The sequence below is a fragment of the Arthrobacter sp. 05T410 genome (assembly GCF_056396505.1).
This window is the reverse complement of the sequence record NZ_JBFTLP010000015.1, coordinates 22,094-44,509: the sequence shown is the minus strand read 5'-3', so window position 1 is coordinate 44,509 and position 22,416 is coordinate 22,094. Positions and strand designations below refer to the sequence as shown.

The following is a 22,416-nucleotide window of genomic DNA, read 5'->3' as shown; positions in this document are numbered from 1 at the left end:
TCTGGCGCCGGCCGCTGTTAGACGGACACCGGTCCGGCGGCAGCGCGTTCCTTCTCTCTGGTCTTCCTGGACTTGGCGAACCGGAGATAGAGCGAGGGCACGATGAACAGATTGAGCAAGGTGGAGGTGACCAGGCCGCCCAGGATAACCACGGCCATGGGGTGTTCAATTTCATGGCCCGGGATGTTGCCCATGACAACCAGGGGTACCAGGGCCAGCCCGGTGGCCAGGGTAGTCATGAGGATGGGCGAGAGCCGCTCCGCCGCCCCGCGCATCACCAGGTCGCGGCCGAAGGTTTGGCCTTCATAGGTTTCCAGATGCTGGCAGTGGTTGATCAGCAGGATGCCGTTGCGCGCGGCGATCCCCATCACCGTGAGGAAGCCAACGAGGGACCCGAGGGACAGGACGCCGCCGGTCATGTAGGCGGCTATGACCCCGCCCACCAGGGCTACCGGCAGCGTCAGCAGCGACAGGATGGCCAGCCGCCAGCTGCGGAAGGACGCCTGCAGCAGCAGGAGGATCAGGACAAGGGCCGCCGCGGAGTAGATCATCAGGCGGTTCGTTGCCGCCTCGCGCTCGGTGTATTCGCCGAGAAGCTGCACGCTGTATCCTGCTGGCAGATCCAGGTTCTCCAGCCGCGACTTCAGCTCGCCGGCTACGGTTCCCAAGTCCGCTCCCTGGGCCAGGAAGGATCCCACCTCGACGCGGCGGGATCCGTTGGTGCGATCAATCTGGTTCGGCGTCGCCTGCAGGCTCACGTCCGCGACGTCGGCGAGGCGAACCCGCGCTCCGCTGGGCGTATCGATGGGCAGATCCTCGATGGCGGTGACGGACGAGCGGGTGGCCGGGGTGCTCCAGACCTGGACGTCGTAGGCCCGGCCGTCCCGGAAGACGTCGCCGACCTCCTCGCCTGCCACGAGTGTCGCGGCCGCACGCCGGACATCTCCCGGTTTGAGGCCGTACTTCTGCGCCGCGGCCAGGTCAACCGTCACGGCGATCTGGGGGACTTCCACCTCGAGGGAAACATGCGGGTTCTCGGTGCCCTCGATCGAGTCCATGATGGTCTTGACCCGTTGCGCCTGTTCCCGGAGCACGTTGAGGTCGTCTCCGTAGACCCGGACCAGGATGGGTTCGCTGGCGCCGGTGATGACCTCTTCAATCCGCTCCTTCAGATAGGTCTGGACGTCACGGTGCAGCCCCGGGTAACCCTTGACCACTTCCTCCACGGCGGCCACCGTCTCGTCGTAGTCGGCGTGGCGGTCGATGCTGATCCAGTGTTCGCCGGCATTGACACCGACGATTTCGTCCGCGGCGAATGCCTGCCCGATGTGCGTGCCGCAGTTCAGGACGCCGGGGACCTTGAGGAATTCCTCACAGCCGCGCTGGGAGATCCTGAACTCTTCCGCGGCAGAGGTTCCCGGTTCCGAGATCCAGTGCATCAGGAAGTCCCGTTCCTTGAACGTGGGGAACAGGGACGAGCCCATCAGGGGAGCGAGGAGCAAGCCCACGACGGCAAGCACGCCAAAGCCTGCGTAGCCGAACCGGGGCCGGTTCATGGCCTTGGACAGGGCGGCGTGGTAGCCGCGTTTGAGCACACGGACCAGCGGCGCATCGCGTTCTTTCAGTTTGGCGTTGCCCAGCAGAATCAGGGCAAGAGCCGGCGTCACTGTCAGCGCCACGAACATGGAGGCCAGGACAGCCAGGGTGTAGGAGACGGCCAACGGCCGGAAGAAGACGCCGGTCAGCCCGTCCAGGAAAAAGATCGGTACGGCGGCGACCACAATGATCAGGGTCGCGTAGACGATCGGGCTCCGCATCTCCAGGGAGGCTTTCAAAACCACCGATGCCGCAGATTCGTCACTGCCCTGGGCGCGTCGCTGCCGAAGCCGGCGCATGATGTTCTCGACGTCGATGATCGCATCATCGACCACGACGCCCACGGCTATGACCAGCCCCGCGAGGACCATCGTGTTGATCGCACTGGAGGTGAAATAGAGCACCAGTGCGGCGGTGAGCAGGGACAACGGAATTGCGACGATGCTGATCAGGGCCGTGCGCCACTGGAAGAGGAACGCCACGAGGATCATGACCACCAGCAGGCAGCCCAGCAGCAGCGCGATGCTGAGGTTGGAGATCGCCTCCTCAACGAAGCTGGCCGGGCGGAAGATCGTGGTGTCGAAGTTGATACCGCTCAGGCCCGGCTGCAGCTCGTGGAGGGCCTCCTCCACGCCTTTGGTCACGTCGAGTGTGTTGCCCCAGGGCAGCTTCTCGACGATCAGCATGAGCCCGTGCCCGTTGTTGATCACGGCGTCACCAATGAGCGGCTGATGGTCCTCGACAACCTGGGCAACGTCGCCCAGGTGCAGCGCCACGCCGTCCTTTTCCCGAATGGTCACCTGGGCCAGATCGGCGGGGGTCTGGATCGGCTGGACGTGACGGACCCCCATCCTTTGGGTGGGACTGTCAATGAAGCCGCCGGTGCCGATGAAGCGTCCGGGCGAGTATTTCAGCAGCCCGGCGTCGAGGGCGCCGGCGGTGACTTCCATGACCTGGTTGAGGGAGACGTTCTGGGCCTTGAGCTTGTCAGGTTCCACCTGGACCTGCAGCATCTGGAGCCGCTCGCCCCAGATGGCCACGTTGGCCACCCCGGGGACCCGCAGCAGCCGGGCCCGGATGGTCCAGTAGGACAGCATGGACATTTCGATGAGCGAATGTTCCGACGACGTCATCCCGATCTTCATCACGCGGCTGGTCGCGGACAGCGGCTGCAGCATCACCGGCGGGGCGGCCCACGTCGGCAGCGCCGCAGTCACCGAAGCCATCCGTTCCGAGACGAGCTGACGGGCGTTGAGCAGGTCAGTGCCCTGATGGAAGAGCAGCACGATCGAGGACAGCTGGGGTACGGACTTGGACCGAATCTCGTCCAGGCCCGGCATGCCGCTCACGGCGGCCTCGATCGGCACGCTGACGAGTTCTTCGACTTCCTGGGCGGTCAACCCGAGGCACGCGGTCTGGATTTCCACGCGTGGCGGGGCAAACTCCGGGAAGACGTCCACGGACGCGGAACCCAACTGCAGGGAACCGAGCAGCATCACGGCACACGCGAGGGCGACAACAACCGTCTTGAAACGGAGGCTGATCCCGATGAGCCAGCGCATGTCACTCGGCCGTATCGAATTCGGTGCCGAGAAGTTCCTCGGCCCCTGTCGTGACAACCACGGTCCCTGCCGGCGGCCCGTCCGTCAGGACGGCGACGTCGCCGTTGATGCGCTGGACGGTGATGGACTGGCGGACGTAGACCTGGGGCTCGGGGTTGGTGTAGACCCATGCGTTGCCCGAGCTGTCGTAGAGTATGGCCCCGTAGGGGACGGTGAGCTTCCCGGTCTTGGGATCTACGGCAATCACAGCTGTCGCGATCCCGACCCGTTCAATGGCGTGCTCGGTGAGGGTGAGCCGGTGAAGGTCCGTGCCGGGGACTTCAGCGATAGCCGCCGGTTCGCCTTCGGACGGTGCGGCCTCCGGCGCCTGGGCGCAACCTGTGGCGGAGAGAGCGGTGAACGCCGTCACGAACAGCGCAAGGATGAAAACCGCGACCTTGTGGCCCCGCGGCGAAAGTGTGGAGTTCACGACGCATCCTGGCTTTCAGTTGGTGCTGCGGTGCCCTGACCGGTCCGCGCGCTGGGTGCTTGCTTCGGCTCGAACCGAAGCAGCACAGCGGGCACAACAAACAGGGTGAAGAAAGTTGTTGTCAGCAGGCCGCCCCAGACGATCACGGCTAGCGGCAGGATAATTTCCGTTCCGACGACGCCGCCCAGAAGGACCAGGGGCAAAAGCGCCAGGGCCGTGATCACGGTGGACATCAGGATGGGTCCCAGTCTCTCCTTGGTTCCGCGGACCACCAGCGCAGGCCAGGGCGCCGAAGCATCTGTTGCCCGTAAATCCCGGACCTGGCCCGTCAGCAGGAGTGTGCCGCGCACGGCGATCCCCAGCACAGCGGCGAAGGCGACCAGGGCCACCAGCGAGTTGACCCCGCCCGTGGCCTGGGCGGCCAGCACACCGCCGGACAGTGCCAGGATCAGGCCCAGGAAGAGCGGGCCGGCGAGCCGCCAGCTCCCCGTCGCCGTCTGCAGCAGCACCAGGATGCCGGCCGCGGCAACCGCCGCGAGCAGCCAGAGCCACTGGTAATTGTTCTGCTGCTGGGCGTATTGGGTGAGGATCTCGGCGTGATAGGAAATCGGGAACTGCATCTGCTGCAGGGCCGTGTTGATGTCTCCTTCGATGTCGCCCAGCGGACGGCCCTGGATGTCGGCCTTCACATCGATGCGCCGCGAGGTGTCGTCGTGCAGGATCACGGACTCGTTCCCGACCATGGTCACCTGCGCGACGTCGCCGAGGCGGGCGTGCCCGCCGTTGGGGGTGTCAATGATCAGGTTGCGGACGCTGTCCAGGCTGCTGCGGGTGGCCGCATTCCCCTTCACGATGACAGAGAAGACCTTCTGCTGTTCGTACAGGTTGCCGACTTCGATGCCTTGCAGCAGGGCGGCAGCCGCGCGCCGTACATCACCGGGGACGACGCCGGCTTTTTGGGCCGCGGCGAGGTCCACTCTGACCTCGGCGATCGGCTGTTCGGGGGGCAGGTCGACGTGGGGATTAACGACGCCGGCTGTGTGCTCCAGGATTGTTTGGACCTCCGCCGCCTTCTGCCGCAGGACTGTCGGGTCCAGGCCAAAGACCCGGACGGCAAAGCCGCTATCGGCTTCTTCGCGGATCCGGTCGATGCGTTGTTGCGGGTAGGTGGAAATTTTGCTGGTCAGGCCCGCGTAGCCTGCGATCACGCGGTCGACGGCGGCGGCCGTGTCCGGGTAGGACGCGTCCGGGGCCACGGTCACCCACAGCTCGCCGGAGCTGACGTCACCGACCTGATCCGAAGTGATCGCGCGCCCGACGTGTCCTCCGACATTGGCCACGCCCGGGACGGTGCGCAGTTCTACGGCAGCAGCCTCGGTGATCCGGCTCATTTCCTGGTCCGAGGTGCCTGCTATCGCGCTCCAGTGCACCACCAGCGTCTTGTCCGCCAGCACCGGCACCACAGGACGGGTCCCGGCCAGCTGGGGTGCGAGCGCCAGTCCGGCCACCGCCAGCACCGCCGCGGCTGCGAATACCCACCGCGTCTTTTGCGTCAGCCGCGTCACGGTCCGGCCGTAGGCGCCTTGCAGCCGCGCCAGGGAACGCCGTTCCGGCGCCTTGGAACCGACCGGAAGGACGAACGCCAGTGCCGCCGTGACCGTGAGCGCCACGATCATCGAGACAACCAGGGCCAGCAGATAGCTCTGGACCAGGGGTCCGAACAGGGCGCCGTTCTCACCGGAAATAAAGAGCGCGGGCATGACGGCCAGCGCCATAATCAGCAGCGAGTAGAGCATTGGCGTGCGGGCTGCCCGCAGGGCGCCCGGGATCACGGAGTCGCGTCGGCGCTGGTCCTGTGACAGGTCCTGGCCGGCCTCCGTCCCGCCGTCGGCAGTTTCGTGGCCGGACCTGGCCGCGGCGCTGCGTGCCCGCGCGATGCCGTTCAGGTCTTCCGCGACGTCGCCTACGATGACGGCCAGGGCAAGCACCATGCCGGCCAGGACCATGGTGTTCATCCCGGTGCCACGCAGATCGAGCACCAGCGCTGCCGCGGTCAGCGAGACGGGAATCGTGATCAGGGTGATCAGGGCCGTACGCCAGGAACGGAAGAAAGCGCCAAACAGGGCAACGATCAGCAGCAGCGCGATCAGCGCAGCGACGCCGAGCGTCCCGACCTCTTCGTCGATAAAGGAGGCCTGTCGGTAGACGCTGGTATCGATCACGACTCCGGGCAAGCCGGGCTGGAGCTCCCGGAGGACCTCGTCAACGCCCCGAGTCACGTCCATCGTGTTGGTCTCCGGGAACTTTTCGATGACCAGCAGCAACTCGGCTTCATTGCTGAGCAGGGCGTCGCCGATCAGAGGCTGGTGGTCGGTTGCCACCGTTGCCACGTCTTTGAGCAGGAGATTGCCGGCCGGACCTTGGACAGGAACCTGGCCCAGGTCTTCCGGCGTGGTGATAGGCAGGACATGCTGGACGCCGATCCGCTGGTGGCCCGTCTCGAAGAAACCGCCGGTGCCCGGTGTGGATGCTTCCAGGTAGCTAAGTGGCGAAACCCAGACGGAGTTGCCGGTCGTCTTGATGATTTCGTCCAGCGTGACGCCCTTGGCTTCGAGCTGTGCCGGGTCCACCAGGACTTGAAGCTGCTGGTCGCGCTGGCCCCAGATCGCCACGTTCGCGACGCCGGGAACGGCAAGGAGTCCGGGCTTCATGGTCCAGCGGGCCAGGACGGACATGTCGATGGCGGACATGTTTTTGGACGTTAGCCGGACCATCATGACCCGGCTGGTCGAGGACAGCGGCTGCATGAGCACTGGAGCCGCCGAAACATTCGGCAGTGCACGCGCCTGGGTCAGCCGTTCCGAGACGAGCTGGCGTGCCCGCAAAATGTCGGTCCCCGGCTTGAAAACCATCTGGATCGACGAAAGGCCGGGCACGGATTTGGACCGGATGGCTTCAACCCAGGCCACCCCGTTCAGCAGGTCGGCCTCCATGGGCGAGGTGACGAGTTGCTCAACCTCGGCGGCCGAGAGTCCCAGGGCTTCAGTCTGGATCTCTACCTGCGGCGGGGCGAATTCCGGAAAGGCGTCCACGGACATGCCCGGCAGATTGGTGAGCCCGAGGGCCAGGATTCCTGCCGCGGCGGCCAGGACCAAGAGCCGGAACTGCAGCGTCCAGCGCACGATTGCATTCATCATGGCCGGTACCCCGCTGGCTCCACCGTGGTGCACGGGCTGGCGGGATTACGTCCGCGTCGGCGTCGCCGGTGTCCCGGGCCGTCGGGGTGGGCGGAGGGAGGGGGCGGGTCGTGGCGCGGTCCTGCCGCGAAACCGATCACCGGGAAAAGGGTGCTGACTGCTTTTCCTGCTTGGCCAACTGCACATTTACCATTCACGGCGCGGCTCCTCAACCTCAGGCCATAGCGCCCCCCAGCCGATAAGAGCCATAATGATCTTCGGGCACACAGGCGTCAATAGGGATACAGGTGACCGCCATGAAGGCAACCGCAGGGGACCGCATCATCATCCGGGGGACGACGGTCGAGTCCACGGACCGGCACGGTCTGATCCTTGAAGTGAAGGGTGCTGACGGTGCGCCGCCGTACCTGGTCCGGTTCGACGACGGCCACGAAACGATCATGTTTCCCGGCGGGGATTTCGCCGTCGAAAAGGCCGCGGGCGGGCCCTAAGTCCGTAGACGCGCCCTAGAAACTCGACGAACTCCCGGACCCGGAAAAGCTTCCGCCGCTGGACCCGTACCCGGTGGTGGCGCCGCCGCCGCGCGCGTTGCTGACGCTGCTGACGCCGCTGCTGAAGCCGGTGTTGAAGCTCGGGACCGAGAAGAAGTAGTAGGACGGGTACACCGTTCCGAGGATGCTTGGCTCGTACGTGCGGCCGTATTTTGCCTTCGTTCCCGCCTGCGCGCTGTCCATTTCCTCGCGCATGAGCCCGGCTTCCTTCTCATTGCGGGCAAAGGCCTGGATCAGGGTGTCGGCGTGATTTTTCAACAGCTCCGAGAGGTGGGTCCGGGCGTCACGCAACCTGTCCAGCGCCGATTCCGGTGTGATGGAGCCGTCCGCCAGTTCCGTCGACCAGCGCTCCATGTCGCGCCGGCTTTCATCGCGGAAGGACAGCAGTGCCAGCGCCGTCCCTGAGGTTCCCTCGGCCCGGCGCTGGCTGAGCAGGTCTTCCACGCCGTCCAGATCGTTGCGGAACGGCGCGAGCTGGCGGTCCCAGGCGGCAGGCCAGGACGAGCCCCGGTTGAGCAGGGCATTGGTATCGGCGATCACGTCGTCCAGGGCGTCGAGTTCGGCCGCGGCGTCGGCGTAACTCCGGACCAGTTTGAGGTTGGGCCGGCGGCTCAGGTCCCTGCTGCTGAGGGCGTGTACCTGGGTGGAAAGTTCGGTGGCCGTACCGTAGCGGTTCAGGAACGTGCGGTGCTTTTCCAGCACCGTGCTCCCGTACCGGGAGGACTCGGGAATGGTGCTGGCGTTGAGCTCGGTCACCTGCAGGTCCATGCTGACATTGGCGTAGCTGGCGTCGCCCCGGGCCAGTTCCTTCCGGCTGGACACCCGGGTCCGCCACCGCACGATCAGCCAGGCCGCGGCTCCGCAGACCGCGGCGGCCACCGCCGCCCAGGCTGTGACGAGGAATGCTGTGGAACGGTACCACGGCTGATTGATGAGTTCGGCGCCGCGGCGGATCCCGGCAATGGTGCCCTCGGTCCACTGCGCATCGCGAAGCAGCTCTTTGGCGGCGTTCTGGATGTCCTCGCGCTGTTCGGGCGAGACCTTCCGGTCCTCACCCATGTACGTCCCCACATGCCGGCCCACCGGATCCAGGGCGAAGATGAACAGTCCGTCTGCCCACTTCTGCCCGTCGGCACTGATCCATTCGGGATGTTCGGTGCGGGCGAACCGCAGGACTTCTTCGTTCAGATTGTCGGCGGCAGTGCCGTTATAGGTGTAGACCGCAACTTTGGTGGGCTCATAAAAGTCGGTGGCCTGAACCGCCGGCAACAGCGTCCGCTGGTCCAACACCCCGGCGCGGTCTTCAATGACGACGGCGGTCGGCGTCGTGGCGAGCGCGGCCGGGGCTCCGCCGAGAAGGCCGGCCATCAGCACAACAGCAGCGGCGAGGGCTTTGCGCATGATTCCCATTTTCCGAGCGTAGTGGCTGGCTTTGGCTGCGTCGACGCGGACGCCGCGGAAAGGGGACGAAAGACATCGTGACCGTGCGCTGGACGGCGTCCATACTTGCGCCATGAGGCCGCCGCCTGAAGGACTGCCGGAGGAACCCCGCCCGGAGGAGCCCGGCCCGGAGGATCCCCGCCCGGAGGATCCCGGCCCGGAAAAGCCGGGGGAGGCGGGGGAGCCGCGCCGCACCAGGGCTGACTGGACCCTGCTGGCCATCATGGCCGCGATCGCGGTGATCGTCATCATCGCGCTGGCAGTGGTCTTCACCCGCGGGGAGCCCGCGCCCCTGGCCGAGTCAACGCCCGCCGGCGTCGCACAGCGCTACGCCGCCGCCGTCATTGCCGGGGATGAGGCGGCCGCCTCCGCCTACCTGACGCCGGCCGCCCGGAGCAAGTGCATAACCGGGTCACGCCCCTCGGCCCGGAACCTGCGAGTCACGCTGGTGTCCACCACCGAGCGGCCGGAATCCGCGGACGTGAGGGTGCTCATCACCGCGTCCGAGCCGGGCGGTCCCTTCGGCAGCGCCGAATACCAGGTGGAGGACGCGTTCGACCTCGTTCGGGCGGGCAACGGCTGGCTGATCGACACCGTGCCCTGGCCCCTGGCAGTGTGCACCGGCGAGGCGAAGCAATGAGCGCCCAAGGGACAGTGCGCCGGCTCATCACCTACGCGTTGCTGTTCGCACTGGTAGTGACCACCGCCGTCGGGCTCAGCGGACTGCTGGGCCGCCTGCTGGTGGCGGGGACAGAGCTGGCCCCGGACGACGTCGCCGGGCTCGCGCGCTCGCTGGCGTTCGCCCTGATTGGCGGGCCGCTCGCGGCCCTCTTGTGGTGGGCGGTTTGGCGGCGGCTCGAGGACCCGGAGGAGCGGTCCGCCATCGGCTGGGGTCTCTATCTGGCAGGCGCCTACCTGCTCGCCCTGCTCATCGCGGCCACCAACGTGCTGAACACTCTGTCCTCGCTGATCGGCGGGCAGGGCCTTCAGTGGCGGCTGTCCCTGGCCACCGGTCTGGTGTGGGCTGCGGTCTGGGCCTGGCACCGGTGGATGTGGCGTGACCCCCGGAAGAATCCGACAGTCCTCTCCGGTGTCCCTACGGTGCTCGGCTCGGTGCTGGGGCTCGTGCTGGGCGTGGGCGGCGCCGTCGCAGCCTTATCCACCTTGCTGGATGCCGCCCTGCGGGGAGCCGCGACGGAGGTGTCGGTGGGCAAACCGTGGTGGGTGTCGGCGCTGCAATCCCTGGTCTGGGCCGTCGGCGGAACCATTATCTGGTGGTGGCATTGGAATCACGACGGCGGCCGGAGGCTGCGGACCGGGCTGGCCGACGTCGCGCTCATCACGGTCGGGGTGCTTGGCGCCGGCGTTCTGACCTTGGGCGGAGCCGGGGTGGCGCTCTTCGTGGTCCTTCGCCTGCTGTTTGACCGTTCCGAACCGCAGGAGCTCCTGCTGGAGCCCCTCGCGCCGGCTGTGTCTGCGGCCGCCATCGGCTGCCTCGTCTGGGTCTACCACCGCAACATCGCGCGCGGGCGCTCAGAGGCCACGCTTCAGGGCGGCAGGCTGGTAACCTCCGGCGTCGCCCTGGTCGCGGCAGCGTCCGGGATAGGCGTGATCGTCAACTCGGTCCTGGCCATGACGGCGACGCCGCTGGCCGGCTCCGGGGCGCGGACGCTGCTGCTTGCGGGAATCAGCTCGCTCCTGGTTGGCGGGCCGGTCTGGTGGCTTGCGTGGCGGCGCGTGGAGCAGGCGGCGGCGACCGGCGCCGGCCTGAACGCGCGCCGGATCTACCTGGTGGCCGTGTTCGGCCTGAGCGCCGTGGTGGCGGTGGTCACGCTGCTGGTGATCGGGTTCCGGATCTTCGAGTTCGTCCTGGGCGAGGTCAGCGGGGGAAGCCTCGTGGACCGGATCCGCGCACCCCTGGGGCTCCTGGTCGCCACGGGACTCGTGTTCGGGTACCACTTTGCCGTGTGGCGGCAGGACCGCGCCGTGCTCGCCGCGGCCGGTCCGGTCCGTCCGCGAACCATCGGCCACGTGTTCCTCGTGGCGGGATCCGACCCCGCACCGCTGCGGCGCGTCATCGGCGAGGTCACCGGGGCCGGCGTCACGGTGTGGAAACGGGCCGACGGCGGTGCCGGCGCTGCTGGCGTTGCCGGTGGGGACGTCGCCGGTGGGGACGTCGCGGGCGATGCCGGGGCCCAGGAGAAGCGGTTGGCGGCCGCACTGGAGGGTGTGGCGGCGCCCCGGGTTCTGGTCGTTGCCGATCAGCACGGGGGAATTGACGTCATCCCGCTGCAGGGCTGACCGGCCTGTCCTGAGCCTGGTCGGGCCGGGCAACCGAAGGACTCTGGTCAGCCGGTTGCGGCGGGGCTAATCTGATCCGTGCCGGCTCCCCGGCCGGCCACAACAACGGAGAAATCAGGGATGCAGCATGGCTGGCAAGTATGAGGTCTACAAAGACAAGTCCGGCGGATTCCGGTTCCGGCTTAAGGCCTCCAACGGCGAGGTGATCGCCTCCTCGGAGAGCTACAAGACCAAGGCCAGTGCCATGGGCGGGGTCGAGTCCGTCAAGAAGAACGCGGCCTCGCCGGTGGTCGATCTGACGGAGGCAGCCGCTGAGAAGGGGTGAACCCGCAGGGCACGCGCCCGGTTGGGCCGGTCACCGCCTAGGATTGCCGCATGTCTACTTATGAAGTTACCCGCAGCGCAGTCATTCCAGCCCCGGCGCAGGAGATCTTTCCGCTGGTCAACAGCTTCCACGAATGGACCAAATGGTCCCCTTGGGAGGCCGTTGATCCGGCCATGGAACGGAGCTACTCCGGGAGCGAATCCGGCGTCGGTGCCAAGTACACCTGGAGCGGAAACCGGAAGGCCGGCTCCGGCACCATGGAAATCGTGGACACGGCCGAGCCGCGCGACATCAAGATCCGTCTGGAATTCACCAAGCCCTTCAAAGCGGTCAACCCCACCTCCTTCACGTTCACGCCCTCCGGTGACGGCACTCAGGTCACCTGGACGATGACCGGGGAGAACAAGGGCATCGGCAAAGTGTTCGCCCTGTTCATGAACATGGACAAAATGGTCGGCGCCGACTTCGAAAAGGGCCTGGCCTCGCTGGCCGGCGCCGTGAAACAGCGACAGGCCTGAGTCGGGACGCCGCCGGGCCGCCCCGGCGGCCCGTCATTCCCGGCACGTTGGCCGGTGAACTGCTGCCGTTCAGGTCTGCCCGGCGCTCCGGACCAGTTCCGGGTGATGAATCCGGGCGACCTCGGGGTGGGCCCGCAGCCAGCCTTTGAGCACGTTTGCGCCGTAGGACGCGAGCATCGGATTGTCCGGATCATCGGTGACCCCCCGGGACCGGGCCGCGAGTGCGGGCGGCAGGGGCACTGGCTCAATGACGGCATCGAGCCGGGGCGAGAAGAAGAAGGGGACCGTGTAGCGGTCGACGCCGGCCGGGGGCGCCTCGACGCGGTGGATGGTGGCGGCCAGGTAACCCTGGGTCGCGACTTCGAGCATTTCGCCCAGGTTGATGACCAGAGCCCCCTGAATGGGTTCGACCGGAATCCAGCTGTCCGTGCCCGGCGGGAGTACCTGCAGGCCGCCGACCTGGTCCTGGAGCAACAAGGTGACAAAGCCGTAGTCCGCGTGCGCGCCGACACCCTGCGGACCGGCATCAGCGACGACGCCGCCGACGTAGTGGACCAACTTGGCCATCCAGGCCGGTGAGTCCCGGAAGGGTTCATCGAAGTATCCTTCGGGCAGTTCCAGCGACACGGCGATGGCGCTGAGCAATTCGGCCCCGACGCCGGACATCCGTTCCGCCCAGGCCATGCACACGGTGCGCAGCTCGGGCAGCGCCCGGTCCGGCAGCAGGTTCGGCCCTTGGACCAGCCAGTACGGCTGATCCGGCGGGTAGTCCTCCACGGCGGGGCGCTCCGGTCCAAAATCCAGCTGCTCCCGCGCATCCGGCCGCCCCTGGGTGATTTCGTGGCCCAGCCGCGTGTAACCGCGGAAATGGGGCGAGAGCCGGTTGTCCAGTTCCAGCCGTGATGCAAGCGGAAGCTCGAAGAAGCGCCGCGTGACGTCGAAGAGGTCATCCACCTCGGCGGCCGAGGCCCCGTAACCGGTCAGCTGGAAGAAGCCCACCCGGTGCGTGGCGTCGCGCAGTGCATCAATAAACGCCGGGTCAAACGTGCCGTCGCGCCCCCTGGCGGTACTCAGGTCCAGGAGCGGAATGGAATCCGATGGTGCGCCCATGAGTGCAAACTACCACCACAGCATTCACTACTGAACTCATTCCCAGCAACTGTGCAGGGTCCTCGCGGGTTTTCTTGACCGCGGTGTGAAAGAGTGCAGACACTGAAGCCGCCAAATCCACGCTGACAGGTCTATCAGAAAGCCGGAATCCATGAGCCGGACTGCCACGAAAAATCATCGACGAATCGCCGCGCGGCTGCTTGTTGCAGCAGTCCTGGTGGCGTCGGCAGCGGCGTGCGAGCCGGGGCCGCCGGGCGCCAGCCCGGGTCCCACTGCCGGGGGCACCGCCACCGCGGGGGCGGCGTCGAAGCCCGGGCACGTGTTCGTCATCAATCTCGAGAACAAGGGCTACAACAAGGTGTGGGGCGCAGGCTCGGAGGCCCCCTACCTGTCGCAGACGCTCCGCAGCCAGGGCGTCCTGCTTTCCAAGTACTACGGGATCGCCCACAATTCGAACCCGAACTACCTGGCCCAGATCTCCGGCCAGCCGTCCAATGCCATGACGAGGGAGGACTGCCCCACCTACGCCGCGTTTGAGCTGACGGGGACGGGTGCGCTCGGCCTGGCGGAGGGCGCCGGCTGCGTCTATCCGGCCTCGGTCCCCACGGTCGCCGGGCAGCTCAGTGGCGCAGGCAAGACCTGGAAGGGTTACATGGAAGACATGGGCACGCCGTGCCGTCATCCCGAACTCGGCGGGCAGGACACCAGCCAGGGCGCCAAGGTGGGTGACCAGTACGCAACGCGGCACAACCCGTTCGTGTATTTCCAGGCCATCACCTCGTCACCGGACTGCCAGAGCAACGTGGTGGACTTCAGCGAACTCCGCGGCGACCTCCAGTCCGTAGCCACCACCCCGAACCTGTCCTACATTTCGCCCAATCTTTGCAATGACGGCCACGACAACCCCTGCGTCGACGGCAGCCCAGGCGGAATGGCCGCCGCCGACACTTGGCTGAGCCAGCAGGTCCCGGCCATCCTGGATTCCCCGGCCTTCCGGCAGGACGGGATGCTGGTGATCACCTTCGACGAGTCCGAGGGCAAGACCGTTGGGCCCTCCGGGCTGCTGCCCGGAGGGACGGCCGGCGGCAGGATTGGCGCGCTGGTCCTCTCGCCGCTCACCAAGGGCGGCACGACGTCGGACCGGCCCTACAACCACTTCAGCCTCCTGGCCAGCATCGAAGACGCCTTCTCGCTCCCGCGCCTCGGGTACGCCGGGGCGCCGGGACTGGACAGTTTCGGCGGAGACGTATTTAACGCCGGGTCCTAGCGCGCGTCACCGCTCCTAGCGGCAGCGCCGGCGGTCAGCACCGATCCGGCAGGACCGGCCGCTAAGGCTCCGCGGGTCCTGAACCGTTGGGGGGCGCCTCCTGGCCGTATTCGGCCGTGATCAGGATGGGAAGGTGGTCCGACGCGCCTCGGGCCAGGGTTTCCACGCTTTCGATCTCCAGCCCCTGGGAAGTGGCAAAATCGAAATGGCCCTTGAAGACCTTGTACCGGGTGTAGGTCCGTCGGTCACTCATCGTGAGGTCGTAGCCGGCGTCCTTCATCTGCGCTGTCAGGGACTTGGTGAAGAACGGATAGTTGAAGTCGCCCACCATCAGGGACATCAGCCCACCGCCCATGCTGAGCAGCTCGGCGTGGGCGGCATGGATCTGGTTCCGGCGCAGTGAGTTCGATGCCGTCAGCGGTGCCGCGTGGAAGGACGCGATGACGAGTTCGTGGTCGGTCTCGTTGTCGGTCACACGCGTACCGATGAGCCGCTCGTGCGCGGGGGAGAGGACACGGTCGTGCATGGACTTCTTAAGGGCGAAGGTCTTGGTCTCGTAGGCCGTGAAACGGCTCATGCGGTAATAGATCGCCAGGCCCAGCCGGTTGCCCTTGGTGGAATCGGCCAGGTGCAGATCCCCGATGGTCTCCGGCAGATCGTCCGTATCGCACTCCTGGAGGCACAAAGCATCAATCTCGAAATCACGTGCCAGATCGACCAGCTCGCCGCTGGCCGCGTGCTTGCGGAGGTTGTAGCTGATGACTCTAAGCAGGGGGAGCACCTCTTCGGTGAATAGTCGTTAAAACCTCACCCGAGTCTACCCAGTCCGAGCGGATCAGTTGGGAACAAGCGCAACGCGCGTCCGGGGTCCGCTCCGGATCGGAGCCGGAAACACAGCGGCCGGGAACACTGAAAGCGCAGCAGGATAGTGTGTTCTGGAATCACCAGCCATGCGAAAGGGCAGACGTTGACTGCTGCACTACCGGAACTTGCCGAGGGCGATTTCTACTACGAGGTCCTGGGGGACGGGCGGTTCCGCTCCACCATCCACGCCCAAGGCGCCTGGAACGAACACGAGCAGCACATGGCCCCCGCGTCCGGCATCATGGCCGACGCCCTGGCCCGGCATGAGCCCCGCGAAGACATGCGCATGGCGCGGCTCAGCTACGAAATCCTCGGGCTGATCCCCGGCGGTGAGTTCGAGATCGTGACCTCCACCCTGCGCCCGGGACGGACCATCGAACTGGTGCAGGCCGAGCTCGTTTCCGGCGGGCGCACGGCCATTCGCGCCACGGCCTGGCGGATGATCACCTCTGACACCTCCGCCATCGCGGCCTTCGAGGATCCCAGGATTCCGGCGCCGGAGGACTGCGAGCCGTACGACGCCGCGGACGTCTGGCCCGGCGGCTACATCGCCTCACTGCACATGCGGATCGCCGAGGGCCACCGGGCGGGCTCGGGAACCGTCTGGCTCCGCACCGACTACCCGCTGACAGGCCGGGCGGACAGCGGCGACCTCGCCCGGCTGGTCGGCCTCGTGGACACGGCGAACGGCATTGCCGCCCGGGTCCCGCCGGGCAAGGGCAGCTACGCCTTCCCCAACCTGGACCTGCAGATCCACATGTACCGGCAGCCGGAGGGGGAGTGGCTGGGGCTGGACAACGAAGTCACGTTCGGTACGGACGGGATCGGGCTCACCTCCACGGTGCTGCATGACCTCACAGGCCCGTTCGGACGCGCGGAACAGATCCTGACGCTGCGCAGGTCCTAGTTCGAGTGGAAGACGAGCCAGCCGGCCAACGTGGCCAGCGCCGTCAACACGGCACCCCAAAGGATGTCCACGACGATCAGCTGCCACGGCCACGTCTTGAGCGTGGCGGCATTTGTCAGATCGTAGGTGGCGTAGCCAAACACGCCCAGCGCGGCACCGTAGCCCACAGCGCTGAGCCAGCTGCCGCCGTCGAGCGCTGGCGTCAGGGCAAAGAACACGATCCCGGCAATGTAGATCACGTAGAACACCACCGCGTAACCTAGATTGGGCTTGTCGGCCATCAGGTCACCGATCTGGCGGCGGTAGAACGGGTTCATCGTCTTGAGCCAGATGGCGTCGATGATGGCGAATGCGGCGGCTACGACGAGGAATTGCAGAATGACCATAAGGGAGCATAACAACATGCCGCAGGCGCCAGCGGGGTCCCGGACACTGACGGTGGTGCGGCAGCAGGAATCACTTGGCGCCGCGGCCGACCTCGACTTCGCCCTTGGGCTCCTCCAGAAGGTCAAAACCGGCTCGCTGGGTCCCACCTTGCGGCTGTACCGGCCGGTTCCCACGGTCGCCTTCGGCCAGCGCGACACGCACCTGCCAGGCTTCGAGGCCGCTGCCAACGCCTGCCGGCAGCTGGGCTTCGAGCCGCTGGTCCGCAAGGCCGGAGGCCGCGCGGCGGCGTACCACGAGCGAACCCTCGTCATCGACCACCTGGAACCCGATGCGGACGCGATTGCCGGGGCCAAGGGGAGGTTTTCGCGTTTCGGCGAACTGCTCGCCGGGGCACTGCGCGACGCCGGGGTGGATGCCGGCGTCGGTGAGATCCCGGGGGAGTACTGCCCCGGGGAGTTCAGCGTGCACGGCAGCGACCCGGAGGTCCCCGAACACCGGATCAAGCTGGTCGGCACCGCCCAGCGGGTGGTCGCCGGCGGCTGGCTCTTCAGCTCCGTGATCGTGGTGGCGGACCCCGCCCCGATCCGCGCGGTCCTGGAGGCCAGCTACGCCGCCCTCGGCCTCGAATGGGACCCCGCGACGGCGGGCGCGGCCGATGACCTGGTGCCGGGCCTGGACGTCGATGCGGTCGAGGCCGCGGTGATCGCCGCCTATGGACGCTACGCCCCGCTCAGCCACGCGGAGTTCTCGAGCCTGCTTTGAGCCTCATCTAGCGGTGACCCCGCCGGGCGGCGTCCCTCGGCCGGCGCAAGGACGCTGCCCAGGTTGCGGTACTTCGCCAGGCGCCGGGGGAGCAGTTCGTCGACTCCTGCCTTGGAGAGCGCGGCGAGTTCGTATTCAATGGCGCGGCCGAGGCGACTGCAGAAGGCCAGGGCCTCGTCGGCGGCGTTGGGGCGTTCGTCCACGATGTGTTCCACGAGTCCGTTGGCGTGCAGCGACGAGACGTTGACGCCCTGGGCCTCGGACATGGCCGCGGCGAAGCCGGTGCTCCGATGGACGATCGCGCTCGCGCCTTCCGGCGGCAACGGCGACAGCCACGCGTGCTGCGCGGCGATGGTGCGGTCCGCGGGCAGGAGGGCCAGTGCCCCGCCGCCGGCCCCCTGCCCGAGCAGCACGGACACCGTGGGTGCGTTAATCCCAATGAGGTCGTGCAGAGAGCGGGCGATCTCGCCGGCCAGGCCGCCTTCCTCGGCTTCCTGGGACAGGGCGGCGCCGGCGGTGTCGATGACGGTGACCAGCGGCAGCCCGAGCTCCTCGGCTAGGCGCATGCCGCGCCGGGCCTCCCGGAGGGACGCCGGCCCCATCGCCGTCTGTCCCAATGCCGTCTGTCCCATGCCTGTCGGCCGCGTGGCCCGGGGCCGGATGTGGCCGATCACGACGCAGGATTCCCGGCCGAAACGGGCCAGGGCCAGCTGGAGGCCGGGGTCCTTTTCGCCCTGGCCGGTGCCGTAGAGCGGAAGCACGTCCCGGGCCCCGTGCGCCAGCAGCTGCCGGACATCCGGCCGGCGGGGGTCGCGGGAAATACCGATCGACTCCCAGGCGCCGGCGCCGGACGGCTTCACGGACAGTGTTGCGGGCGCGGCGACCGGCGGGCGGGGGCCGGTGACCAGGATGCCCAAGGCGCGGTCGACGACGTCAGACAGCTGCCAGGGCGGGACCACCGCATCAATCAGCCCCTTGTCGAAAAGGTTCTCCGCCGTCTGGACGTTCTCCGGGAATGGGGTGGCGTGGAGGGCCTCGTAAACCCGGGGTCCGAGGAAGCCGAGCAGGGCGCCGGGCTCGGCGGCGGTGATATGGCCGAGGGACCCCCATGAGGCCATGACGCCTCCCGTAGTGGGATGACGCAGGTAGACCAGATAGGGCAGCCCGGCCTTGCGGTGGGTGCGGACGGCGGCGCTGATCTTGACCATGGAGAGGAACGCGACGGTCCCTTCCTGCATGCGGGTCCCGCCCGACGCCGGACCGGCCAGGAGGGGCAGGTCCTCGCGGGTGGCCCGTTCGACGGCGGTGACGATCCGTTCCGCGGCGGCCTGGCCGATGGAGCCGGCGAGGAACCGGAACTCGCTGACGATCACGGCCACCCGGCGGCCGCGGATCAGGCCTTCGCCGGTAAGGACGGATTCGTCCACGCCGGTCCTGGCCCGGGCGGCGGCCAGTTCCTGCCGGTACTCGGGGCCGGGATCGGGGTCCAGCACGGGCGCGTCCCAGCTGCGGTAGGACCCGGGATCGAGGACCGCGGTGATGAGTTCGGTGGCGTCCAGGTGCCGGACCTTCTGCCGGGTCAGCATGCCCGGGGGCCTTCCTGGCCGGTGACTGTGGCCGCGCCCGCTGGGGTGCCGGGTGTCAGCCCCAGCCACCGCCGGATCTGCTCCCCGTCTTGGTCCAGCAGCGGCGGCGCGGTGTGGGACGTCAACGTGGTTTCGGTGGTGCCGGCGGCGCTGAAGAACCGCAGCGGCGGGCCGGGCAGGCTCACGGTGCCGAGGATTTTGTGCTCGACGTCGACCACCAGACCCTGCGAGTGGACCTGTTCCCATTCGTAGACTTCGTCCAGGGTTCTGACCTTGCCGGCCGGGATGCCGGCGTCGTTGAGTTTGGTGAGCAGCGGCTCGGCCTCGAAATCGGAGAACACCCGCTCCACTTCTTCGATGACTTTCTCGCGGTTGCGCACGCGGTCCGCATTGGTGGCGAACTCCGGCCGCGCGGCGTCGATCCCGAACGTCGAGGCGAACGTTTTCCAGAGCTTTTCGCTTCCCACGCTGATCTGCACCCTGCCCTGCCGGCAGTGGAACAGTCCGTAGGGGGCAATGGACGGGTGCTGGTTGCCCTGCGCCTTCGGCACTTCGCCCGCAACCGTGGCCCGGGTGCCCTGGAAGGCATGGACCCCGATCAGGGCCGCGAGCAATGAGGTGCGGACGATCTGGCCCTGGCCGGTCCGCTCACGCTGGAGCAGCGCCGCGAGGGTGCCGAACGCCCCGTACATGCCGGAGAGGAGGTCGGCGATGGGAACCCCGACCCGCTGCGGATCGTCCGGCCCGGATCCGGTCAGGGACATCAGCCCGGCCTCGCCCTGGAGGATCTGGTCGTAGCCGCTGCGCTGGGATTCGGGCCCGTCGTGCCCGAATCCTGTGATGGAGAGGACCACCAGCGCCGGATTCAGGGCGTGCATCTGCGCGGCGGAGAATCCGAGCCGGTCCAGGACGCCGGGACGGAAGTTCTCGATGACCACGTCGGCGCGTTCCAGCAGCTCACGCAGCACTGCCCGCCCGTCGTCGCTCTTCAAGTCCAGGGCAATGGATTCCTTGTTGCGGTTGCAGGAGAGGAAATACGTGGCCTGCGGATCATCCTCGGGGCCCACGAACGGCGGCCCCCAGCCGCGGGTGTCGTCGCCGGTACCGGGGTTCTCCACCTTGATCACCCGCGCGCCGAGGTCAGCCAGCATCATCCCGGCATGCGGGCCGGCGAGCGCGCGGCTCAGGTCCACTACGAGATAGCCGGTGAGGGGGCCTTCGGCGTCGGGCATGGGTTCGGTGCTCATGGACGTGTTCCTTCTTTGGTCGGCGTGGCGGGCGCGCGGTGGGCGTGCGCGGTTGGTTGATTTGTCGGCTGCATCCAGCGGTCACATCCAGCCCGGGACTACCATGACCAGCCAGGCGACGGCCGGTCCGACGGCGACGACGATGCCGCTGTAGGCCAGGATCTGCTTGTAGAACCTGTCCTTGTCCACGTCCTCGGGCGCGTTGGCCAGGACCAGGGCGCCGTTGGTGGAGAACGGGGACACATCCACGATCGTGGAGGCCACGGCCAGGGCGGCGATCACGCCTACGGCGCCGACCTCGCCGGTGGCCAGGAACGGCACCGCCAGTGGAATGAGGGCCGCGAGGATGGCAGTGGAGGAGGCGAAGGCCGAGACGATTGCACCGATGTAGCAGATCAGCAGCGCGGCGAGCAGGGGCATGCCGAGATCCGCCACTCCGCCGGACACGAATGCGATGGTGCCGGCTTCTTCGAGGACGCCCACGAACGTGAGCATGCCGCAGATGAGCAGGACCGTGGACCAGCTGATCTTGTTGACGGCACCCTTCTGCGCGGCGGGAGACACGAGGGCGAGGACGATCGCGATGGTGATTGAAACAAAGCCGACGTCCACCTTGAATCCGAGCGAGATGACGGCCAGGGCGATCAGGCCAAGGATGGTGATGAGCTGGGGCATGGATGCACGGGCGCCGCCGGCCGGAGGTGCGCCGGCCGGGGCGGGACCGGCAGCCGAGGATGTGCCAGAGCCTGAGGTGCCCTTGGCCGAGACGCCGGCGGCGGAGATGTCGGATCCGGACCCCTGCAGCGTGACGCCGGCCGCGCGCGCACCCACGCTGACGGACAAGCGCTTTTCTGCGGCCTGTTCCACCATCCGCCCGCCCGGGGTGGACAGCAGTTTGCCGCCGCCGAGGACGACAAACAGCACCAGCGCGATGGCCAGGTTGAAGAGGAAACTCGCCAGGAAGATCGCCATCGGGTTGGCGTCCAGCTCCGTCCTGGCAATGATGCTGTTGACGGTGACGCCATAAACGGCGATGGGGGAGAAGCCGCCGGCCTGCGCGCCGTGGATCACCATCATGCCCATCATGAGCGGATTGATTTTGTGTTTGGCGGCGAAGCTGAGGGCGATCGGCGCGATGATGGCCACGGCGGCCGGGGAGAGGGCGCCGACGGCGGTAATCACCGCGGTGATGGCGAACATGACCCACGGGATCAGGGCAACCTTGCTGCCGACCAGCCGAACGGCGCCCCGGACCAGCAGGTCGATGGTGCCGTTGTTTTGCGCGATGGCGAACAGGTAGGTAACCCCGACGATGGTCAGGAACAGGCCGCCGGGGAAGTTGGCCAGGATCTCGTTGGTGGACATCCCCAGCACCACGGAGCCCAGCAGGAAGGCGCCGACGAAGGCCAAGGCACCCATGTTGAGCGGCAGCACCGTGGCCAGAAGGAACATCACCGCCAGGATGATGATGGACAGGACGGGAGCGGACATCGTTGTTCCTCCGGATCGAAGTGGTTCGTGACTGGCTTAGTGGCCTAGCCTCCTAGACACTAGGTGTCTTTGTCAATAGTTCTCCGGTAGTCTTAGGGGTCAGGACAGGCTGGAAGGACGCGCATGGCAAAGCAGGCGGCAACGCATCAGATTTCCCGCGTTTCGCGGCCCCGGCTTTACGAGCAGCTGGTGGAGCAGATCATGGACTTCATCGAGTCCGCCGAGCTGGGCCCCGGGGACACGTTGCCGGCCGAGCGGGAACTTGCCGAGCGGTTGGGGGTTTCCCGTGCCACCCTGGCGCAGGCCCTGGTGGCCCTCGAGGTGCTTGGCGTGATCGACGTCCAGCACGGCACAGGAGCGGTGCTGGTCTACCGGCCGAACGTTCCCTCCGTGATCAAAGGCCTCCGCGAACACCGGAGCCGTCTGCCCGAGATCGTTGAGGCGCGGAGCACGCTGGAGGTCAAGCTGGCCGAACTCGCCGCGGCCCGCCGCACGGAGCAGGACATGGACGCGATCGATCACGCCCTCGAAGCCATGGCGTTAGAGGTCGCCTCGGGAGACCGCGGCGCACGCGGCGACGAGCTGTTCCACCAGGCCGTCACCGCCGCGGCCCACTCGGCGGTCCTCGCCCAGCTCATGACCTTCATTGCCGGCATGGTCCTGGAAACGCGCCTCGAATCGCTCGCACAGCCCGGCCGGCCGGAGCAGTCGCTCGCCTCCCACCGCAAGATCGCCGACGCGATCAGGTCCCGGGACTCGGCGGCCGCCGCGGCGGCGATGCTGGAGCACATTGATCTTGTCTCCGACGTTGCCCTCCTGAAGAACAGCTAGACCGG

19 protein-coding genes are annotated in these 22,416 nt (G+C 67.3%); 9 read left to right on the top strand and 10 right to left on the bottom strand.

Annotated features, from left to right (window positions below; translation table 11 throughout):
• Positions 1-17: 17 nt before the first annotated feature.
• The 3 genes from AC1DFR_RS16470 to AC1DFR_RS16460 are packed head-to-tail and all read right to left on the bottom strand — an operon-like array spanning position 18 to position 6,824.
• On the bottom strand, positions 18-3,158 hold the full coding sequence (locus tag AC1DFR_RS16470; RefSeq protein ID WP_476873915.1) for an efflux RND transporter permease subunit: 3,141 nt from the start codon (positions 3,156-3,158) through the stop codon (positions 18-20).
• Position 3,159: 1 nt separating this feature from the next.
• Entirely contained in the window at positions 3,160-3,627 is a 468-nt protein-coding gene (locus tag AC1DFR_RS16465; protein WP_476871642.1) for a hypothetical protein, read from the bottom strand.
• Complete coding sequence (locus AC1DFR_RS16460; RefSeq protein ID WP_476873914.1) at positions 3,624-6,824, bottom strand: efflux RND transporter permease subunit; 3,201 nt, start codon at positions 6,822-6,824, stop codon at positions 3,624-3,626. Before AC1DFR_RS16460 ends, AC1DFR_RS16465 begins: the two co-directional genes overlap by 4 nt.
• 296 nt (positions 6,825-7,120) lie before the next feature.
• On the opposite strand from AC1DFR_RS16460, the gene AC1DFR_RS16455 reads away from it, so the two are divergent.
• Complete coding sequence (locus AC1DFR_RS16455) at positions 7,121-7,315, top strand: DUF1918 domain-containing protein (protein ID WP_476850038.1); 195 nt, start codon at positions 7,121-7,123, stop codon at positions 7,313-7,315.
• A 15-nt stretch (positions 7,316-7,330) separates the two neighbouring features.
• Here AC1DFR_RS16455 and AC1DFR_RS16450 read toward each other — a convergent pair whose 3' ends face one another.
• Complete coding sequence (locus AC1DFR_RS16450; protein ID WP_476873913.1) at positions 7,331-8,785, bottom strand: DUF5129 domain-containing protein; 1,455 nt, start codon at positions 8,783-8,785, stop codon at positions 7,331-7,333.
• 103 nt (positions 8,786-8,888) lie between these two features.
• On the opposite strand from AC1DFR_RS16450, the gene AC1DFR_RS16445 reads away from it, so the two are divergent.
• The 4 genes from AC1DFR_RS16445 (at position 8,889) to AC1DFR_RS16430 (ending at position 11,959) form a co-directional block, all read left to right on the top strand.
• Positions 8,889-9,455 carry an LpqB family beta-propeller domain-containing protein gene (locus AC1DFR_RS16445; RefSeq protein WP_476873912.1) on the top strand — a complete coding sequence of 189 codons (567 nt, stop codon included), beginning with the start codon at positions 8,889-8,891 and terminating at the stop codon, positions 9,453-9,455.
• Positions 9,452-11,116: a DUF5671 domain-containing protein gene (locus AC1DFR_RS16440; protein ID WP_476873911.1), complete on the top strand. Its 1,665-nt coding sequence runs from the start codon at positions 9,452-9,454 to the stop codon at positions 11,114-11,116. Before AC1DFR_RS16445 ends, AC1DFR_RS16440 begins: the two co-directional genes overlap by 4 nt.
• Before the next feature lie 127 nt (positions 11,117-11,243).
• The gene (locus AC1DFR_RS16435; protein WP_223916785.1) at positions 11,244-11,441 is read left to right on the top strand and encodes a YegP family protein; all 198 of its coding nucleotides are present in this window, start codon (positions 11,244-11,246) and stop codon (positions 11,439-11,441) included.
• Between the two features lie 50 nt (positions 11,442-11,491).
• The gene (locus AC1DFR_RS16430; RefSeq protein ID WP_476850034.1) at positions 11,492-11,959 is read left to right on the top strand and encodes an SRPBCC family protein; all 468 of its coding nucleotides are present in this window, start codon (positions 11,492-11,494) and stop codon (positions 11,957-11,959) included.
• A 69-nt stretch (positions 11,960-12,028) separates the two neighbouring features.
• Here AC1DFR_RS16430 and AC1DFR_RS16425 read toward each other — a convergent pair whose 3' ends face one another.
• Positions 12,029-13,069 (bottom strand): isopenicillin N synthase family dioxygenase, encoded by a 1,041-nt coding sequence (locus AC1DFR_RS16425; protein ID WP_476873910.1) that lies wholly within the window; start codon positions 13,067-13,069, stop codon positions 12,029-12,031.
• 151 nt (positions 13,070-13,220) lie between these two features.
• Here AC1DFR_RS16425 and AC1DFR_RS16420 point away from each other — a divergent pair, with 151 nt between their 5' ends.
• Positions 13,221-14,336: an alkaline phosphatase family protein gene (locus AC1DFR_RS16420; protein WP_476873909.1), complete on the top strand. Its 1,116-nt coding sequence runs from the start codon at positions 13,221-13,223 to the stop codon at positions 14,334-14,336.
• Positions 14,337-14,397: 61 nt separating this feature from the next.
• Here AC1DFR_RS16420 and AC1DFR_RS16415 read toward each other — a convergent pair whose 3' ends face one another.
• Positions 14,398-15,108: an endonuclease/exonuclease/phosphatase family protein gene (locus tag AC1DFR_RS16415; RefSeq protein WP_476850153.1), complete on the bottom strand. Its 711-nt coding sequence runs from the start codon at positions 15,106-15,108 to the stop codon at positions 14,398-14,400.
• Between the two features lie 195 nt (positions 15,109-15,303).
• On the opposite strand from AC1DFR_RS16415, the gene AC1DFR_RS16410 reads away from it, so the two are divergent.
• Positions 15,304-16,107: a thioesterase family protein gene (locus AC1DFR_RS16410; RefSeq protein ID WP_476873908.1), complete on the top strand. Its 804-nt coding sequence runs from the start codon at positions 15,304-15,306 to the stop codon at positions 16,105-16,107.
• On the opposite strand, the gene AC1DFR_RS16405 is transcribed toward AC1DFR_RS16410, so the two are convergent.
• Positions 16,104-16,493, bottom strand: a complete 390-nt coding sequence (locus AC1DFR_RS16405) for a DUF2177 family protein (protein ID WP_223916770.1) — start codon at positions 16,491-16,493, stop codon at positions 16,104-16,106. The genes AC1DFR_RS16410 and AC1DFR_RS16405 overlap by 4 nt on opposite strands.
• Before the next feature lie 16 nt (positions 16,494-16,509).
• On the opposite strand from AC1DFR_RS16405, the gene AC1DFR_RS16400 reads away from it, so the two are divergent.
• On the top strand, positions 16,510-17,256 hold the full coding sequence (locus tag AC1DFR_RS16400) for a lipoate--protein ligase family protein (RefSeq protein ID WP_476873907.1): 747 nt from the start codon (positions 16,510-16,512) through the stop codon (positions 17,254-17,256).
• Here the strand turns inward: AC1DFR_RS16400 and AC1DFR_RS16395 are convergent.
• From AC1DFR_RS16395 to AC1DFR_RS16385, 3 genes are all read right to left on the bottom strand, one after another.
• On the bottom strand, positions 17,214-18,842 hold the full coding sequence (locus AC1DFR_RS16395) for a carboxyl transferase domain-containing protein (protein ID WP_476873906.1): 1,629 nt from the start codon (positions 18,840-18,842) through the stop codon (positions 17,214-17,216). The genes AC1DFR_RS16400 and AC1DFR_RS16395 overlap by 43 nt on opposite strands.
• Positions 18,836-20,089 (bottom strand): CaiB/BaiF CoA transferase family protein, encoded by a 1,254-nt coding sequence (locus AC1DFR_RS16390; RefSeq protein ID WP_476873905.1) that lies wholly within the window; start codon positions 20,087-20,089, stop codon positions 18,836-18,838. The genes AC1DFR_RS16395 and AC1DFR_RS16390 overlap by 7 nt, the downstream gene beginning before the upstream one ends.
• An 81-nt stretch (positions 20,090-20,170) precedes the next feature.
• Positions 20,171-21,580: an SLC13 family permease gene (locus tag AC1DFR_RS16385; RefSeq protein ID WP_476873904.1), complete on the bottom strand. Its 1,410-nt coding sequence runs from the start codon at positions 21,578-21,580 to the stop codon at positions 20,171-20,173.
• Positions 21,581-21,703: 123 nt separating this feature from the next.
• Here AC1DFR_RS16385 and AC1DFR_RS16380 point away from each other — a divergent pair, with 123 nt between their 5' ends.
• Positions 21,704-22,411, top strand: a complete 708-nt coding sequence (locus tag AC1DFR_RS16380; protein WP_476871627.1) for a FadR/GntR family transcriptional regulator — start codon at positions 21,704-21,706, stop codon at positions 22,409-22,411.
• Positions 22,412-22,416 lie beyond the last annotated feature (5 nt).

Bases quoted from the DNA above. Each gene is read 5' to 3' on its own strand.
- AC1DFR_RS16405 (WP_223916770.1), bottom strand. From the start codon at position 16,493: ATGGTCATTCTGCAATTCCTCGTCGTAGCCGCCGCATTCGCCATCATC.
- AC1DFR_RS16425 (WP_476873910.1), bottom strand. From the start codon at position 13,069: ATGGGCGCACCATCGGATTCCATTCCGCTCCTGGACCTGAGTACCGCC.
- AC1DFR_RS16385 (WP_476873904.1), bottom strand. From the start codon at position 21,580: ATGTCCGCTCCCGTCCTGTCCATCATCATCCTGGCGGTGATGTTCCTT.
- AC1DFR_RS16390 (WP_476873905.1), bottom strand. From the start codon at position 20,089: ATGAGCACCGAACCCATGCCCGACGCCGAAGGCCCCCTCACCGGCTAT.
- AC1DFR_RS16445 (WP_476873912.1), top strand. From the start codon at position 8,889: ATGAGGCCGCCGCCTGAAGGACTGCCGGAGGAACCCCGCCCGGAGGAG.
- AC1DFR_RS16440 (WP_476873911.1), top strand. From the start codon at position 9,452: ATGAGCGCCCAAGGGACAGTGCGCCGGCTCATCACCTACGCGTTGCTG.
- AC1DFR_RS16395 (WP_476873906.1), bottom strand. From the start codon at position 18,842: ATGCTGACCCGGCAGAAGGTCCGGCACCTGGACGCCACCGAACTCATC.
- AC1DFR_RS16470 (WP_476873915.1), bottom strand. From the start codon at position 3,158: ATGCGCTGGCTCATCGGGATCAGCCTCCGTTTCAAGACGGTTGTTGTC.
- AC1DFR_RS16400 (WP_476873907.1), top strand. From the start codon at position 16,510: ATGCCGCAGGCGCCAGCGGGGTCCCGGACACTGACGGTGGTGCGGCAG.
- AC1DFR_RS16460 (WP_476873914.1), bottom strand. From the start codon at position 6,824: ATGATGAATGCAATCGTGCGCTGGACGCTGCAGTTCCGGCTCTTGGTC.
- AC1DFR_RS16450 (WP_476873913.1), bottom strand. From the start codon at position 8,785: ATGGGAATCATGCGCAAAGCCCTCGCCGCTGCTGTTGTGCTGATGGCC.
- AC1DFR_RS16455 (WP_476850038.1), top strand. From the start codon at position 7,121: ATGAAGGCAACCGCAGGGGACCGCATCATCATCCGGGGGACGACGGTC.
- AC1DFR_RS16420 (WP_476873909.1), top strand. From the start codon at position 13,221: ATGAGCCGGACTGCCACGAAAAATCATCGACGAATCGCCGCGCGGCTG.
- AC1DFR_RS16430 (WP_476850034.1), top strand. From the start codon at position 11,492: ATGTCTACTTATGAAGTTACCCGCAGCGCAGTCATTCCAGCCCCGGCG.
- AC1DFR_RS16380 (WP_476871627.1), top strand. From the start codon at position 21,704: ATGGCAAAGCAGGCGGCAACGCATCAGATTTCCCGCGTTTCGCGGCCC.
- AC1DFR_RS16435 (WP_223916785.1), top strand. From the start codon at position 11,244: ATGGCTGGCAAGTATGAGGTCTACAAAGACAAGTCCGGCGGATTCCGG.